Annotated in this window: 13 protein-coding genes; 1 reads left to right on the top strand and 12 read right to left on the bottom strand. The window is 39.5% G+C overall.

The window, feature by feature from the left end:
• Positions 1 to 143: 143 nt before the first annotated feature.
• From ACT3QP_RS02185 to ACT3QP_RS02145, 9 genes are all read right to left on the bottom strand, one after another.
• Positions 144 to 1,265 carry a glycosyltransferase gene (locus tag ACT3QP_RS02185; protein ID WP_443487370.1) on the bottom strand — a complete coding sequence of 374 codons (1,122 nt, stop codon included), beginning with the start codon at positions 1,263 to 1,265 and terminating at the stop codon, positions 144 to 146.
• Complete coding sequence (locus tag ACT3QP_RS02180; RefSeq protein WP_443487369.1) at positions 1,258 to 2,250, bottom strand: ATP-grasp domain-containing protein; 993 nt, start codon at positions 2,248 to 2,250, stop codon at positions 1,258 to 1,260. The genes ACT3QP_RS02185 and ACT3QP_RS02180 overlap by 8 nt, the downstream gene beginning before the upstream one ends.
• A 120-nt stretch (positions 2,251 to 2,370) precedes the next feature.
• Positions 2,371 to 3,627: an oligosaccharide flippase family protein gene (locus ACT3QP_RS02175; protein ID WP_444524300.1), complete on the bottom strand. Its 1,257-nt coding sequence runs from the start codon at positions 3,625 to 3,627 to the stop codon at positions 2,371 to 2,373.
• 12 nt (positions 3,628 to 3,639) lie between these two features.
• A complete protein-coding gene (locus tag ACT3QP_RS02170; protein ID WP_192520625.1) occupies positions 3,640 to 4,665 on the bottom strand; it encodes an NAD-dependent epimerase/dehydratase family protein in 1,026 nt (341 codons plus the stop codon).
• An 80-nt stretch (positions 4,666 to 4,745) separates the two neighbouring features.
• Positions 4,746 to 6,023 carry a Vi polysaccharide biosynthesis UDP-N-acetylglucosamine C-6 dehydrogenase TviB gene (gene tviB / locus ACT3QP_RS02165; RefSeq protein WP_444524299.1) on the bottom strand — a complete coding sequence of 426 codons (1,278 nt, stop codon included), beginning with the start codon at positions 6,021 to 6,023 and terminating at the stop codon, positions 4,746 to 4,748.
• A 7-nt stretch (positions 6,024 to 6,030) separates the two neighbouring features.
• A complete protein-coding gene (locus ACT3QP_RS02160) occupies positions 6,031 to 8,037 on the bottom strand; it encodes a polysaccharide biosynthesis protein (RefSeq protein ID WP_444524298.1) in 2,007 nt (668 codons plus the stop codon).
• 54 nt (positions 8,038 to 8,091) lie between these two features.
• Positions 8,092 to 10,299, bottom strand: coding sequence for a polysaccharide biosynthesis tyrosine autokinase (locus ACT3QP_RS02155; RefSeq protein ID WP_444524297.1), 2,208 nt, complete (start codon positions 10,297 to 10,299; stop codon positions 8,092 to 8,094).
• Positions 10,300 to 10,310: 11 nt separating this feature from the next.
• Positions 10,311 to 10,778, bottom strand: a complete 468-nt coding sequence (locus ACT3QP_RS02150) for a low molecular weight protein-tyrosine-phosphatase (RefSeq protein WP_444524296.1) — start codon at positions 10,776 to 10,778, stop codon at positions 10,311 to 10,313.
• The gene (locus ACT3QP_RS02145; protein ID WP_225739275.1) at positions 10,759 to 11,859 is read right to left on the bottom strand and encodes a polysaccharide biosynthesis/export family protein; all 1,101 of its coding nucleotides are present in this window, start codon (positions 11,857 to 11,859) and stop codon (positions 10,759 to 10,761) included. Before ACT3QP_RS02145 ends, ACT3QP_RS02150 begins: the two co-directional genes overlap by 20 nt.
• Positions 11,860 to 12,443: 584 nt before the next feature.
• On the opposite strand from ACT3QP_RS02145, the gene rluB reads away from it, so the two are divergent.
• Positions 12,444 to 13,373: a 23S rRNA pseudouridine(2605) synthase RluB gene (gene rluB / locus ACT3QP_RS02140; RefSeq protein ID WP_192520272.1), complete on the top strand. Its 930-nt coding sequence runs from the start codon at positions 12,444 to 12,446 to the stop codon at positions 13,371 to 13,373.
• Positions 13,374 to 13,515: 142 nt separating this feature from the next.
• Here rluB and ACT3QP_RS02135 read toward each other — a convergent pair whose 3' ends face one another.
• The 3 genes from ACT3QP_RS02135 to ACT3QP_RS02125 all read right to left on the bottom strand — a co-directional run bounded on the left by ACT3QP_RS02135 (position 13,516) and on the right by ACT3QP_RS02125 (position 15,739).
• A complete protein-coding gene (locus tag ACT3QP_RS02135) occupies positions 13,516 to 14,076 on the bottom strand; it encodes a hypothetical protein (RefSeq protein WP_444524295.1) in 561 nt (186 codons plus the stop codon).
• A 71-nt stretch (positions 14,077 to 14,147) separates the two neighbouring features.
• Positions 14,148 to 14,801: a hypothetical protein gene (locus ACT3QP_RS02130; protein WP_444524294.1), complete on the bottom strand. Its 654-nt coding sequence runs from the start codon at positions 14,799 to 14,801 to the stop codon at positions 14,148 to 14,150.
• Positions 14,802 to 14,956: 155 nt separating this feature from the next.
• The gene (locus tag ACT3QP_RS02125; protein ID WP_444524293.1) at positions 14,957 to 15,739 is read right to left on the bottom strand and encodes a hypothetical protein; all 783 of its coding nucleotides are present in this window, start codon (positions 15,737 to 15,739) and stop codon (positions 14,957 to 14,959) included.
• Positions 15,740 to 15,856 lie beyond the last annotated feature (117 nt).

The following is a 15,856-nucleotide window of genomic DNA, read 5'->3' as shown; positions in this document are numbered from 1 at the left end:
GGTACAGGTCAATATAATTTACATAATTACTTCGATCAACATACTCTGCAGCACGAAAAAAATCCCATGGTATTAGAGAAAATATCAACGCAATAAAAAAACCACAGGTCACGACCAGTGTTTTTTTTCTACTTAATGTCAATTTAATACTTTTCATAAATATTCTCATGCTCTACCACGATATTAGCAATCGCGTATTTAGCAATAGACTTTTCCTTTAAATCATTAAGCTTTTCTTTATCACGAAAATATTCACTACTCAGAACATGCTGTAACTTTGTACTATAGTCATTCTTGTCTACACTGACAATTTGATCTTCAGGAATCAGCCTTGCAACCTCGCCAACGTCAGTCGCTAATGTAAAAACATTCAATAGCATCGCTTCAACGACCACATTAGGAAAGCCTTCTGTTTTTGAATGTAGACAAAAAACATCCATGGCTTTTAGGCACTTGGGCACATCACTTCTCTCACCTAGTAATTTAAAACTATCCGTAAGACCATAACCTTCTATCCAAGATAGTAGCTCTTTATTCTCTGCCGTATTATCTCGTCCCACCATCATAAACGTCACATTGGGATAGTCTTTGACTAAAATTGCCGCGACATCTACAAATAATTTTTGGTTCTTAACTGGATTAAAACGGCCTACAGAACCAATAACGATATCATCGGCAGATATACCGTGTTGTTGACGTATGTCCAAGCCATCTGCATCCGTTGCTGTCAGTGCATCAATCTCATAACCATTAGCAATGACCGTCATTTTAGATTCATCGTAGCCTATGCCTACATGATAATCCTTTGCAACATGGGCAGCACACACAATCATTGTTGGAACATGATATGAAAGCTTTGCACACAACTTGCTTAAGTGAACGGTGATCTTTGAAGAGCCTTGTGACACATCAGTAGTACGAATACCCCAGATAATATTTTTTACGCCGATACTTTTGGCAGCCAACCCTCCCAAAAAGTCAGCATGATACATCCATGTTTGTACCACATCGGGATTTAGCTTTTTTAATAACTGTCTAAGACGTAAAAATATTTTAGGAATTGACAATGCAGACCGCATTCCAAGGCTATATACCTCTACGCCTTGCTTTTGCAAGTCTGGTCCAATGACTCCTAAATCCATTAATGAGATTACAGTGTGCTGAAACTTCTCTTTTTTATTACTGCTCAGTACTAGGCGCTTAAGCATGAGCTCAGCGCCGCCTATATGTAATCCTATAATGACGTGTACTATTTTTTTATTCATAGTTAGTCTCAACAAAATCTAATAAACCCTGTGATAGTGCTTCTTCATGTTGAGACTGCTCTTTGACAAACTCCCAATCATTATTATTTCTTACATAGTAACCATCGGACTTTCTTAGTACACTAGATCCAAAGTTTGTACCTTGGTACTCAATCAGATATGAATGGCCATCTTTAACAACGACATCCATTGAAATATAAGGGTTTTTTAATTTATCAAAAACTTCTTTTGCATAATCTAATGCCGGTAGAGGTACATCATGATAAAAAAACTGCTTACTTCCGCTCGCTCTAAAATCTCCTTTCCTTACATCCCTACGCATTGCATAGAAACGCTTACCTACGACCAATATTCGATAATCACATGTCAAATCTTTTATAAAGTCTTGAGCGACAAACCTTTTAAACGGCTTGTAATAGTAAGTATAAATAAGATAGCTGTCTTCTGGTAGCTGGTAAGACCGAACAATGTTTTTTAGTTTTCGTTTCAACGATACGCTGGTATTGGTCTCTACTGCTTTCTTTAAATCTTGTTCACTCTTGATTAAATTGACTCCGCTACTACCAGACCCATCTATGGTCTTTAGTACGTATGGCTGGGGCTGCTTAAATTGGCTTATATCAAAAAAATAACTGCCTTTTAATTCATCGATTCCCAACTTGTTTTTTATAACTTCTTGAAAACCTTTGTTTTCATGAGCCAAAAGAATTTCGTAGTTTGGGATAAGTTTACATTGGTCTTTTTTAAAATATAAAATATCTTTTAAGTAAGACCTTATCTCCTCATTATCAGACGAGGTATATATCAATACATCTGTACTCGAAAAATTGATCTCAGGTATGTCTGTAATACTTATATACCTAACTTCATAACTTTTTGACAAAAATGAACTGGCTAATTTTTTGACGTCTAAAGTGCTCCAGCTATTAGCCGAACTTCCAAAGTATCCATTAGGCAAGGAGGCAAAGTATATTACTTTATTCATTGTTATCTCGTTTATATATAAATTTTAGCTTAAAGAACACACGGCACTATTTATGAATGGGTTAATTAAATCGTAAATAGAGTGATAAAAAACAAATACTACTAATTTTCATGATATTTTTTATGATATTTTCTTATTACTACTAGAGAATTTCTTGTATAAAACAAAGGCACTACAACCCATAAACAGTTGTGATAATGCAATATTCATTGCCCCGCCTATCACACCGAAATTGGTAATTAATGGATAAGACATCAATAAACCCACGATCGAGACGACAAAAGTTATCTTCATAACTGTCTTGTCATACCCTCTCGGTATCAAGAAGTTCGTAGAGTAGATGCTATAAACGACTATACAGGTAACACCAAATGCCAAAATAAGAAATATATTAGAGGACAACGGATCAGATATCCCCATCCATTGAATGATGTATTTATGCAGTATGGTCAAGATAGAAACCACTGCTAGAAATCCCAGCATATATATTTTGCTAAATATATTAAATTTATCCTGTCTACGTACTAAATATGGGAACACGACTGTAGACACGACTGAGTTAAAAACACTTAATACATTCACGAGCTGTCTCACAGCACCAAACAGGCCAACTGCTTGCTTACCAAGTAACATTCCAACCAAAAAGCTGGTGGTGTTGTTATAAAAATTTGGCATAAACTGATTGATAAATAACGGAAACCCTAACTTTAACGTATTGATTACCTTGCTTTTACTTACAGGGTAAACGGATAATTTAAATTCCCTTATAATGATGAAATGAGATAATAACGCAACAAACATGTACCCCAAGCCTAACAACAAAGGATAGAGCCAATAATCCTTTGGTGATTTAACCAATACAAAAACGCCGACAGTAAAGGCACCTTTCACGACCAAATCCAATATAGTGATGTAGCCCATTTTTTCTACACCACGAAAAAACCACTCAGGAAACATGGTTTGACCAGCTAGCATCAAACACATCAATAAATATACTGGTAAGTCTTCTTTAAATTGAGGTACTACCATAATTGCTGGCACTAAAATACTTAGTGAAAACAGTAATAAGTAAAGTTTTGAAGTTTGCGTTTTACTATAAATAAAACTGAGCTGCTTACGGCTGGCTTTATGTTTTGCAATTTCTCGTGTCGCAGATAAATTAAAACCGTAACTGGTTATTGATTGAAAATATGCAACCAGAGATAACCCTAGTACAATCGCACCATACTGCTGGAGCCCTAACACCTTAATAAGATAAGGCAGAGTAACAAACGGCAAAATAGCATTTACTAGTTTGAGTACTGATAATGAAAAGAAGTTTTTCATTAATCGCCTGATGTCTTCAGCTTGCAGTGCAGTGCGGATTTTACTTATCATATTAAACGACAACTAGCAGCTCAAAGACTTAACGTACCAAGGCATGGCTTTTTCAATTCCCTGAATGATATCGAACTGCGGTGCATAGCCTAATGCGTTCTGAATCTTACTGATATCAGCTTGGCTATGACGTACATCCCCAGCACGGAAGTCACGATACACTGGCGCTTGGCTATAACTCACACCGTTATCGCTTAGACTTTCTTTTAGTGCATCAAATAATGTATTGAGTGTGGTACGACCACCGACTGCCACGTTGTATACCTGGTTTTTCGCATCACTACTGGCTGTCGCTGCCAAGATATTAGCCTGTACAGCATTTTCAATAAAATTAAAGTCTCGGCTAGTATCACCATCACCGTTCACAAATACCTCATCACCTTGAATCATAGCAGCCGTCCACTTCGGTATTACTGCTGCATAAGCACCATCTGGCGTTTGGCGCTTACCAAAAATATTAAAATAACGTAGGCCAATCGTATTAAAGCCATAAGTGCGAGAAAACACATCAGCATATAACTCATTGACATACTTAGTTACTGCATAAGGCGATAACGGGTTACCAATAGCATCTTCCACTTTGGGTAAAGCAGGGTGGTCACCATAGGTAGAGCTACTGGCCGCATACGTAAAGCTAGATACTTCGGCATCACGAGCAGCGGTCAGCATATTCAAGAACCCTGAGATATTGGTCTCATTAGTCGCGATAGGATCGGCGATAGAGCGTGGCACAGAACCTAGTGCGGCTTGATGCAATACATAGTCCACACCTGTGCAGGCCGTTTGGCAGTCTGCTAAATTGCGGATATCACCTTCTATAAAGGTAAAGCCTGCCCACTGCTGAGAGCTTACTAGTGCTTGCACTTCATCTAGGTTATGCTGAAAACCTGTGGCAAAGTTATCTAAGCCCACTACTTTTTGATTGAGTAACAATAGCGTTTCAAGTAAGTTTGAACCGATAAAACCCGCTACTCCAGTAATGAGCCATACTTTTTTATCATTTAATAAAGTTTGCTTGATGTCTTCGTATGCTGTCATTGTTATGACCCTTATTGCTTTTTATATGTTGCTTTTTATGTACTGCTGAATGCTGATAACTTATCAGAAAGAGAAAATGTCTATAAACGAATATCAGTATCTGCATTGGCAAAAACATATTTGAGATCATAAAGAACATGCAACTCTTTACCAAAGCTACGAATCGTCTCTGCACCCATTTTAAGAAACTCTTGATGCGCAACGGCTAGAACAATACCGTCATATTCGTTATCGAGCGGCATCTCTATAGGGTTGACACCATACTCATGCTGAGCCGATGCTGCATCAACCCAAGGATCATAAACGTCGACTTCAATATTGTACTCTTGTAGCTCATGCACGATATCGATGACTTTCGTATTACGTACGTCAGGGCAGTTTTCTTTGAAACTTAGCCCTAGTATCAATACTTTGGCACCCTCTACTTGAATACGTTTCTTTATCATCGTTTTAATGAGCTGTGTGCTGACATATTCGCCCATGCCATCATTCAGACGACGACCAGCCAGTATAATCTCTGGGTTATAACCAATCGCCTGAGCTTTATGCGTCAAATAGTAAGGATCAACACCGATACAGTGTCCACCTACCAAGCCTGGGCGAAACGGCAAAAAGTTCCATTTGGTACCCGCTGCCGTAAGCACAGCTTCGGTATCAATATTCATCTTATTAAAAATAACGGCCAACTCATTGATTAACGCAATGTTCACATCTCTTTGCGTGTTTTCTATCACTTTTGCCGCTTCTGCTACTTTAATACTTGGCGCTTTATGCGTTCCTGCTGTGATAATAAGGTTATATACCTCATCGACAAAATCGGCAATTTCGGGAGTAGATCCAGCCGTTACTTTTAGAATATTGGTGACTCGGTGCTCTTTATCACCTGGGTTAATACGCTCTGGGCTATAGCCTGCATAAAAACCTTGATTAAAAGTTAAGCCAGATACTTGCTCTAATACGGGAATACAAACTTCTTCGGTAGCACCCGGATAGACCGTAGACTCATAAACCACGATATCGTCTTGCTTCAGAATACCGCCAATCGCGGTTGATGCTTTTATCAATGGCGTTAGATCTGGTTGCTTATAGTCATCAATAGGCGTGGGTACTGTCACAATAAAAAAGTTACAGTCATTAAGATCTGCCATATGAGCGCTATAGCTTAGATGTTTTGCTTCTGATAGCTCATCATCACTCACCTCTAAAGTATGGTCTACACCTGATGTCAGCTCATTTATCCGAGCGGCATTAATATCAAAGCCTATGACAGGTAGTTTCTTACCAAACTCTACAGCCAGTGGTAAGCCAACATACCCTAGACCAATAATAGCTATTTTTATATTATTTATATTTATCATCGTAATTTTAACAAACCTCTTCGATTTCTTTAATGTTAGGGATAGATTTCACTATTTTTTTGGAGGCATCATCCTCTCGATAACCTGCTACAAAATGCTTAAATTGAGTTTTCAGCCAAACAATATCTTGCTGTTTTGAGCGTTCTATAAATTCGAACAAAATATTTTCGATATCTTCTAAGGGAAAGCTGTGTTCCATTGCCTGCATGATTAACGGATGAAAGGTTTTTTCAATGTTATCTTCGCCAATGATTAGCTCTTCATACAGTTTTTCACCTGGTCTTAAGCCAGTAAAAATAATTTCAATATCACCATCGGGATTGTCATCATCTTTTAGTTCACAGCCAGTCAGACGAATCATACGCTTAGCAAGATCCACAATTTTTACTGGTGCGCCCATATCTAGCACAAACACCTCACCACCAAACGCCATTGCACCTGCTTGAATCACCAAGCTAGCCGCCTCTGGAATCGTCATAAAATATCGGGTTATTTCGGGATGAGTAATAGTGATCGGACCACCCTGCTCAATCTGTTTGGTAAACAGAGGTACCACAGATCCCGACGACCCCAACACATTGCCAAAACGTACCATGCTAAAACAAGTATGGCTGCTCTGTTGGCTAAGGCCCTGACAGACTAGCTCCGCCAAGCGTTTTGATGCTCCCATGACATTAGTCGGTCGTACAGCTTTATCAGTAGAAATTAAAACAAAGGTATCAACACCAGCTGCCATCGCAGCACATGCACAATGATAAGTACCCTTGGTATTGTTGATTGTGCCCTCAAAAGGATTGGACTCAACAATAGGTACATGCTTGTATGCGGCAGCATGATAAATGGTATTTATATGGTGATTTTTGAATATATCGATTAATTTTTTTTCGTTCACCACGCTTCCGATAATACTGACAATCTCAATATCTTGGTATTCAACATTTTCTTTCTTTTTATTTCTAAGCTCTTGTTCTATGGTATACAAGGCATATTCAGACTGTTCATATAACACCAAACACTTAGGTTTGTTTTTAATAATTTGCCGACATAACTCACTACCAATCGAACCACCTGCCCCTGTTACAAGAACACTTTGATTGGTGATGTTTTTTTGTAGCAACTCAGCAACAGGTTCAACGATATCTCGGCCCAGTACGTCCAATATGTCGATAGGTCGTATGTGACTGACCGTCACTCTTTCATCAGCCAGCTCGCGCAAGCTAGGCACGTCGTTTATTTTGACAGAGATATCTGATAACTGATCCATGATTTGTTTTTTACGAGCACGGCCCATAGAAGGCATTGCCAAGATGACCTGTGCCACTTTAAAGGTTTCTATTAATGATATTAATTCGTGTTCAGCATATATTTTTTTACCATGCAAATAAGCACCTGCCAAATGATTATCATCATCGATATATGCCACCACATTGTATTTATAAGAGTGCTTCAAGCTCTCGAATAGCTCTCTACCCGCCTCTCCTGCACCATAAATAATCACATTGTCGCAGCATTCCTTTGTTTTACGCTTTTTATCTGATCTCTGTAGTCGTTTCAAAAAGGTTCGTATTATCAGTCTGCTATTCCACAACCAAATAAAAGATAGAAATAGAAAGATGATAGGTACTGATCGAGGTATCATCGACATTGGGTTTACGTAAATAAGAACTTGATAAACGATAATAAGTAATAGAAACAGCTGTAGTACACGCCCCATTACCGCATCAAAAAACCCCCTAGAAGCCCCTCTATAAAACCCCATAAAATATAAACTGGCGACAGGAATAAATGCATATAACGCCAATGTCATATTGCTGATGTAAGGTGCCACATATCCTTGTCGTAATGCCAATGCCAAAAGTAAGCAAGATATTGATGCAGCATAATCTATGCTAAATAAAATAGAGCATTTGACAAATCTGGGTAATGACAATAAGTATAAAGCGATATATTTCGACCACTGATTCAGCTTATTGGATGACTGATAAGCACTGTTAGACTCTGTTTTTATAAACATAAGACCCACCTACCTAAATTTTATTGATTCTAAGTAATAAACACATAACGCTAACTAGCGGTTTTTACCATACGCGTAACTGTAGTGATAACTGTGTTTATCCATAATACCTTGCTGTATATCATTCAAAATAATGCCATCCACCTGAACATCGGCCTTATTCATTCGCTTGATGGCATACGCCAATTGCCCTTCTGATGAATCGTTGTATCTGGTCACTACTAACACTTTATCCGCATGTTGTGACAGTATGATCGCATCTGACGCGGCCAATATAGGTGGTGAGTCAATGACAATATAGTCATAGCTCGCCATCAGTTTTGCCATTAACTCACCAAACTTATCACTAGCCAACAACGAGGAAGGGTCGTGTGGATGCTGACCACGTGGCATAAAATCAATATTATTGATATTGGTATGATGGACAACACCAGCTACGGTGACATCATCCTGCGAGAAATACTCGGCCAGTCCAGTGGTTTGTTCAATCTTAAATATTTTGTGCAACTCACCCAAACGCATGTCAGCATCCATAATAAGTACTCTTTTATTGAGCTGAGCAAATGCTTCTGTCAAATTGGCTGCAATAAAAGACTTACCTACTTTTGGACTCTCTCCAGATATTAGAATGACCTTGGCCTGTGAGCCTGTATCATCTTGTCCTGGCATGCCAAACATCAACGACGTTCTTAAACTTTTGATGGCTTCATAGCTCAAACTATCTTGGTCAATATAAGTGAGTAACCGGTTAGGGGCTGACTTATTTTTTGTGAGTCGTAGCAATGGTTTGGAACGTGGCACCGTGGCAATAACTGGCACACCTGTCTTAGATTCCAAGTTATCAGGATCTTTAACCACATTACGAAATAAGTTCTTGAACAATACCAACATGGTTCCGAGCATACCGCCCAGTAACATTGCAAGTATCCATATCTGTAACTTTTTGGGAGCAATGGCGTTAAAGCTACTAATCGGTAAATCAATAATACGAGCAAAACCAATCTGTCCTGCTTTGACAATTTTTAACTGCTCATAATTTTTGAGCATAGTAAGATAAATTTCTCGATTGATATTGACGTCTTCCGATAATTTTAAAAACTCTCGCTGTATCTCAGGTAAACGGCCGACGGTCGCATCGATCTCTTTCTTTCTATCATTTAGTACTTTTAGCTGGTCATTAATCTGAACTACTAATGGATGCTCTTCGGTGTAATACGTCGTTAGTTCGGCTTTTTTGAGCTTTAATTCATTGAGCTGACTGTCTATTTGGTAGCTTTCTGTGACTAATAATTCTGCTTCTTTGGCAACATCAATGGTGCCATATTTTTTTCTAAACTCATTAAATGCAACCTCAGACGTTTCAAGTTTTTTCTTGAGCGCAGGAATCTGAGTTTCCATAAAAGTAATCGTTTTAGTCGTCTCTTCAGAACCGCGAGATTGGTTTTGGTCGACATACGATAAAACAATCTGCTTCAAAATCAAACTGACTTGCTTTTGATCTTGCCCTGCCAGCGACATTTGAATGACACCTGTTTGCGGCCCTTTTTCTACCACTGACAATGCACTATTAATAGCACTAATCGTAGATTGTAAAGACTGCTTGGTAATACTAATAGGATATTGAATGCTCGGTAAATCGTTTACCGTGATTTGAATCGTCCCATCAACCCCTTTAAACTTATACGGCTTATTCAACAATCCTTTAAAATTATCACTGCCATTACTAAGTAAAAAACCTGTTTCAGTCCTAACCAAAGTAAATGAACGGTTTAGGTAGGCTTGCGAGACGTCAAACTGGCTGATATTTGCCTGACCTTTATCAGTTTTTAACGCGACGCCTTCAGCCGTATTTATTTGTGTATTAGTACGACTTCTTTTGATTCTATCGATATAACTGACGTTTTGATCATCTAGACGAATACGCAAATGCAATAGATTAACCACTGGCTCTAAAATCATTCGTGATCTGATGAGCTCTGCCTCTGTATCCGCTTTGCTAACTTGTGGTGCCACTAACTCAGAAATATTGCTTCCAAGTGCCGAGATACCTTGATCTTGGTCATCAAGTTGCAACAAGGCATCCGCTTGAAATGTCGGGTTTACATAGCGGCTATACAGCACGCCAATCGTCAAACCCAGTAGCGCAAAAATAACGATCATTTTCCAGCCACGTAATAACACCCAAAGCAAGGCTAATAAGTCAATCTCATCGTTATCTCGATCGCTGACAGATTCTGAGGATTTTTGTGACTCTTTACTCATACACTCGCTACTCAACTAATTTTGTCAGCCCACAGCTCAAGGCTACTAATAATATTTTTTCTGGCAGTCTCGAATGCTGACACATCGTGACCATAAGGGTCTTCAATATCTTTATCTAGCCAATGACCAATTTTGAAGACTTTACCGCGGCAATGTGGCCACTGCGATTCTATCCACTTGGTTTCGTTGGTTGACATAGTCAGAATGAGATCTGCCGCTATTGTCATTTCTTGATTGATCTGTTTAGCAATATGCTTATTTATATCTGTATGATGCGTTGCCATCAGCTCCACAGCTTTTGGATCAGCAGAATGACCAATAACTGCCGATACTCCTGCAGAGTCAATGTGCTTATTTGGGTACTGCTCACTCATAATGGCCGCTGCTATGGGGCTACGGCAAATATTACCCACACAAACCACTAAAATATTGTCAATATGCCATAATATATCGCTTTGCTTATAACCCTGAAATAACATTGATTGCAGAGGTAGAAGGTAATAACGCGCTGATGACTCGGTTCCAGCGTGCCAGACCTGTTGGATCAACATACAAAATATCATTGGGTTGCATATCAAAGCGGTTGGCGAGCGCAAAGCTAGTAATAGTCTGCATATCAACATAATAAATATTGGTGCGCTGATAATCAGGATTGTCACGAACGATATATATCTTAGCTGCGTTCGCGGTATTAGAATCAAGCCCTCTTGACTCGCCTAATGCATGAGCCAAACTCAATCCTTGCTCAGGAATATCTACAGGCTCAACTTTTCCAAACTCGCCCAATACGTAAACCTTATTACGGCTTTGGCTATTCACATGAACTGAGTCGCCATCTCGCAAATAGATTTGGTTTCCTGATGACCCAACCTCTCGCAATGACTGCAAGCCGATGTTGTAACTCTTGCCTTTACGGTTCAATACGATACTGTTTGAATCACCTGTAGCTGTCGCACCGCCTGCCATAGAAATCGCGCCATATAACGAAACAGGCGTATCCGCAATAACAAACTCACCTGGTTGGTTGACCTCACCATCAATAAAGAACTTATTGCCACGATAGTTAACGACCTTCACCTGAGGGTCTGGATATTTTAAATAGCGTTGCAGTTGTCCTCGTAAATTTGCCGTAAACTGAGGCACGCTTATACCGCTAGCCTTAATACGTCCAATAAGAGGAAACTGGATAAATCCTTGTTGATCTACAGGAAACCCTGAAGCATAAGGGTTGCTAGTATTGCTAACACCTGATGGCGTTAGATCTGGATAATCAACCAAATTAATATTTAAAACATCACCTTGGGCGATACGATAGTCGACTCGACCCGATGTCTGAATCAATTGATAAATATCATTATTAATTTTGGGCGCTTGCTTGACTGGTAAAGTCGCTAAATTCAAAGGCTGTATATTAAACTGCAAACCATTTTCTGCTGTAAAATCACCTACAGGTGGTAAATCTCCAGATTTAAGTCCACCACTTACCGTCGTAGCACAACCTGATACAAGACCAAAGACTATGACTAATAGTGAACAAACAATTTTGGAGGAGTGATGCATAATAACGACCTTATCAGTCTCTATAATAGCCAAGAAATATTCAGCTGTTTACTACGATTACATGGTAAAGATACTATAAAGTAACGGCTTACCTACTAACATAAGCGCCTGATATTTAGGCACTATCATTTATAAATATCTCAGATATATTTGATATATTTGATATATGGAGCACTCAAATATATAATCTAACAATCATTAATAGTGCGCTTGTTCGTTTTTTTGAGAGATAAAATAACAACGCTATTATCCGCCTAAGTGAATATAATAACAAGACAAAAGTTTTATGACAATCAATGATTTATTATTAATATGTATATTAAATTGTATTGTTGTTTTTTATAAATATAATAAAAGCAGTTATTCGAAGTTATCACTTACTATCTATCTGAAATATATGTCAATGAAATACAATCAAGCATAATATAGTCGCACCTAACTCTATAATTTCTATATAAATATTCCGTACGCAACCCATCATAATAATTTGTAACTCTGCTGATAAGTAGTGCTAAATAACGTATAATACTCAATCCAATTTTTTACATTGAGAAATGTAAACCCACCGACTCCAGGAAATCATTATGAAAGACGAAAAACTACAAAAAGCCCTTGCCCGTATGGGGCTTGGTTCACGCCGTCAAATGGAAGAAGTTATCAAAGCCGGTCGCGTCACTGTGAATAACGGTCCAGCAACCATTGGTGATCGTGTCGAGCAAGGCGATGAGATTCGTGTTGATGGTCGTCAGATCAAATACACCTCTGAAAACGAAAAGCGTCGCCGTGTTATCGCTTATTATAAGCCTGAAGGCGAAGTCTGTTCTGCCAAAGATCCAGAAGGCCGTCCAACCGTTTTTGAACGTTTGCCAAAGCTAACCCATGATCGCTGGGTCATGGTCGGACGCTTGGACATTAATTCAACTGGCCTATTATTATTTACCAATGATGGTGAAATGGCGCATCGCTTGATGCACCCATCTAGTGAAGTCACTCGTGAATATGCCGTACGTGTATTGGGTGAAGTGACGCCTGATATCGCCCGCACACTGACTGCTGGCGTCATGCTAGAAGATGGTGTAGCACAGTTTGAAGACATCAAAGAAGGTGGTGGTGAAGGTGTCAATAAGTGGTATCACGTCCAGCTAAAAGAAGGGCGTAACCGTGAAGTACGTCGCTTATTTGAGTCACAAGGCCTAAAAGTAAGCCGTCTACTACGCACCCGCTATGGTACGATTGCTCTGCCAAAAGAGCTGCGTACCGGTCGTTTCTTAGAACTGGATAGAAAAGACATCAATACCTTGACAGACTTAGTAAGCTTGCGCCCACGTTATGGTACTGGTCTGCATGGTGCGGCTAAAGAGAAGCAAGAACGTATCAGAAGCAAGCCGCTTAAAGCGCGTCGCACTACTGATAGTCGTAGCGACAATCGCAAAAGCAGTGCAAAACCTAAAAGCAGTGCTAGTCCTGCCAGCCGTGGTACACGTAATACCCGTGATCGCAACAATAAACGCTAAGTAATCATTATGTTGAGACTCTTATCGTTTTAAAGCTATATGTTTAAAGTGACACACAAGAAAGCAGCTAATGATTATTCATCATTGGCTGCTTTCTTGTGTGTATTTTATAGTAAGAGATGATAAGCCTGACGACGTAGGCTTAGCTATCGTGACTGTCAATATACTTTTTCATAGCTCGTAATTCTTGCAGCTGCTGTGTGTCTACTTGCGCCAATAACTGATCCAAACGTTGCTCAATATTATTGAAAACACTCTCTAATAGCTGATTGGCTTCCACTTTTTTTTCACTACTCATCACATTATCAGTGCTTTTATTCATAGTAACTAGCTGGTTGTGACTGGCAAGCATTTCAGGCAGCCGAGTGTACAACATCTTATTCAGTACAAACTGCTGTTCTGTTACCACAGATCCTTTATGCTGATCTTGTCGTGTTTTTTGATAAGATTGATAGCTATTAACTTTTTCATCGATACATTTTAGTTGGCGCAGTTGCTGCTCTGACAAGTTTTGCAAATATTTTTTATTTAAATTTAGTTGCTGCCAGCTTAATTTAGATAATGACAGTGGCGCAGCATCATTCTGATAAACAAGCACTCCAGGGGTAATACCGACTGCTTTATGGAAAGCCTGCCAACCTTTTTTCCCCAAGTAAAAAGCGGTGACCGTCGTAACGATTGCAGCCCCGATTAAGATACTCATATACACTCACTATTTCTTATTTATAACACTCTCATTTATCCTATTAGGCTCTCGCATGAATACTACGTCATTCACAAGGTGATGTCCTTGGCTTTAGCGCTACTAGAAGACTTAGTAGTAGGTGCTTCAATAGTAGATATGCTGCTATCAGCAGTCTTATAGCCGTTGATGACTGAATCAGGAGCTGGATTATCAAAGCGTTTTTGTAGATAGCGGTTGGTTGCTAATAGCTTTTGACCATCTTGATGATATGAGGCATTAAGTAAATCATCAAACTGAGTATCAACTGTCTCAAGCACCTCTAGCAGCGCCTCTTTCCCCGTAACATTAGAATGCTTAATTTTAGTCGTGTCAGCGATTCCGTTGTCTATATCATGTAAACGGCGGTAATCAGCCACAGCAAGTGGTACATGCCTATCCATTAAGTTTTGAATCATGATATAGGTTTCACTGATAGTATCTTTATCATCAATTTTTCCATCATTATTGGTATCGCCATAAATGACACGCAGTTTCTCACCTTTTTCATTGATTTTAGTAAGTGCCATTTTAACTTCCACTGGCAAGCTTTTTTCGGGAATATAGCCCAACTGCGGCATGGCCTCATACGCTAGCATCTTAGGAGCAGTGACTTTTTTGATGGTACGATATCCTAGATATAACCCAGCTATAGGTAACAGTCCATACAAAACAAATGCAAAGAGCATTGCAGTAACTTGGGTCATTAAAATGTCCTCATTATTTAGAAAAATTGCTTGGTAATTTTATTGTTGTTTTTGATTTAGGGCGTATCATCAATTAAGTGATACTACCTATGCATTCTGCATGCAGCTGCCCTGTACCCGTTTTAGACTTCTTTGACTGTATATAGAATCAGTTATTAACTTTGTGTACGGCTTTTGACATAACGATGCGTAGAGGCTAGACGGTTCATCACCGTTTGGTGTAGCTCATCTAACAGCTCGTCAAGCTCGTAATCAATCTCTAAAAACAAATCAGTTAACATGTCACCGGCGGTCATCTTGCCTTGTAATGTGTTGTTTTTGGTGCGATGCGGGCTGAACCGCTGCAATTGCTCATAATGATGTAATGCTTCTGGAATACTTTCCGACACCAGCTTGTCGATGACGAACTGACGCTCATTATGCTGCTGTTGCTGCGCCTCATTAAGTTCACTACTCCATTCACGGTAGCGCTTTAACTTACCGTTGATTCGGTCTAGTATCGCGACAGCCTCAATCGGCATGGCATTTAGGGTGGCCTCGTCGACCACGTCAATAAGCTCAGTCATAATCGGACAGCGTCCATGTTTGAGATACCATAAGGTATCTGGGTCAAAAGGAGGTCTATTGGTTGGGCGCATTTGAGCACGATTGGACAGGTATCTATCGGTCAAAGGCGTGGGGGTTCGGATATCACTCACTTGCGCCAATGCATCACAAATACGGTTGGCACGCTCGGGCGGCGTCAGCGGAGAAGACTTATGGTTAGTTTGCTCGCCTCCATCAACACTTCCATCATCAGCATTGTTAGTACCAACACTATCAATATTAGCGGCCTCTAATTCTATTTCTTGACTGGCGCCCAATTCCTGAGCGTTCTTGGCCGCTTGTGTTGGCAGGTCATCGGATTCTTGTCCAAATGACTGGAATATTCTCGTCAAACTTACTACCATGACCTACCTTGCCTCTTATCCCACGCACTCACATTGTGCTCGTATTGCATATATTGATTCAATAACGTATCTTAACAGCTTTTTTTGGCACTGCCAGTAAGCAAA

This window comes from Psychrobacter sp. AOP7-B1-24, assembly GCF_052376215.1.
Lineage (GTDB): Bacteria > Pseudomonadota > Gammaproteobacteria > Pseudomonadales > Moraxellaceae > Psychrobacter.
This window is presented reverse-complemented; position numbering and strand designations above follow the sequence as displayed.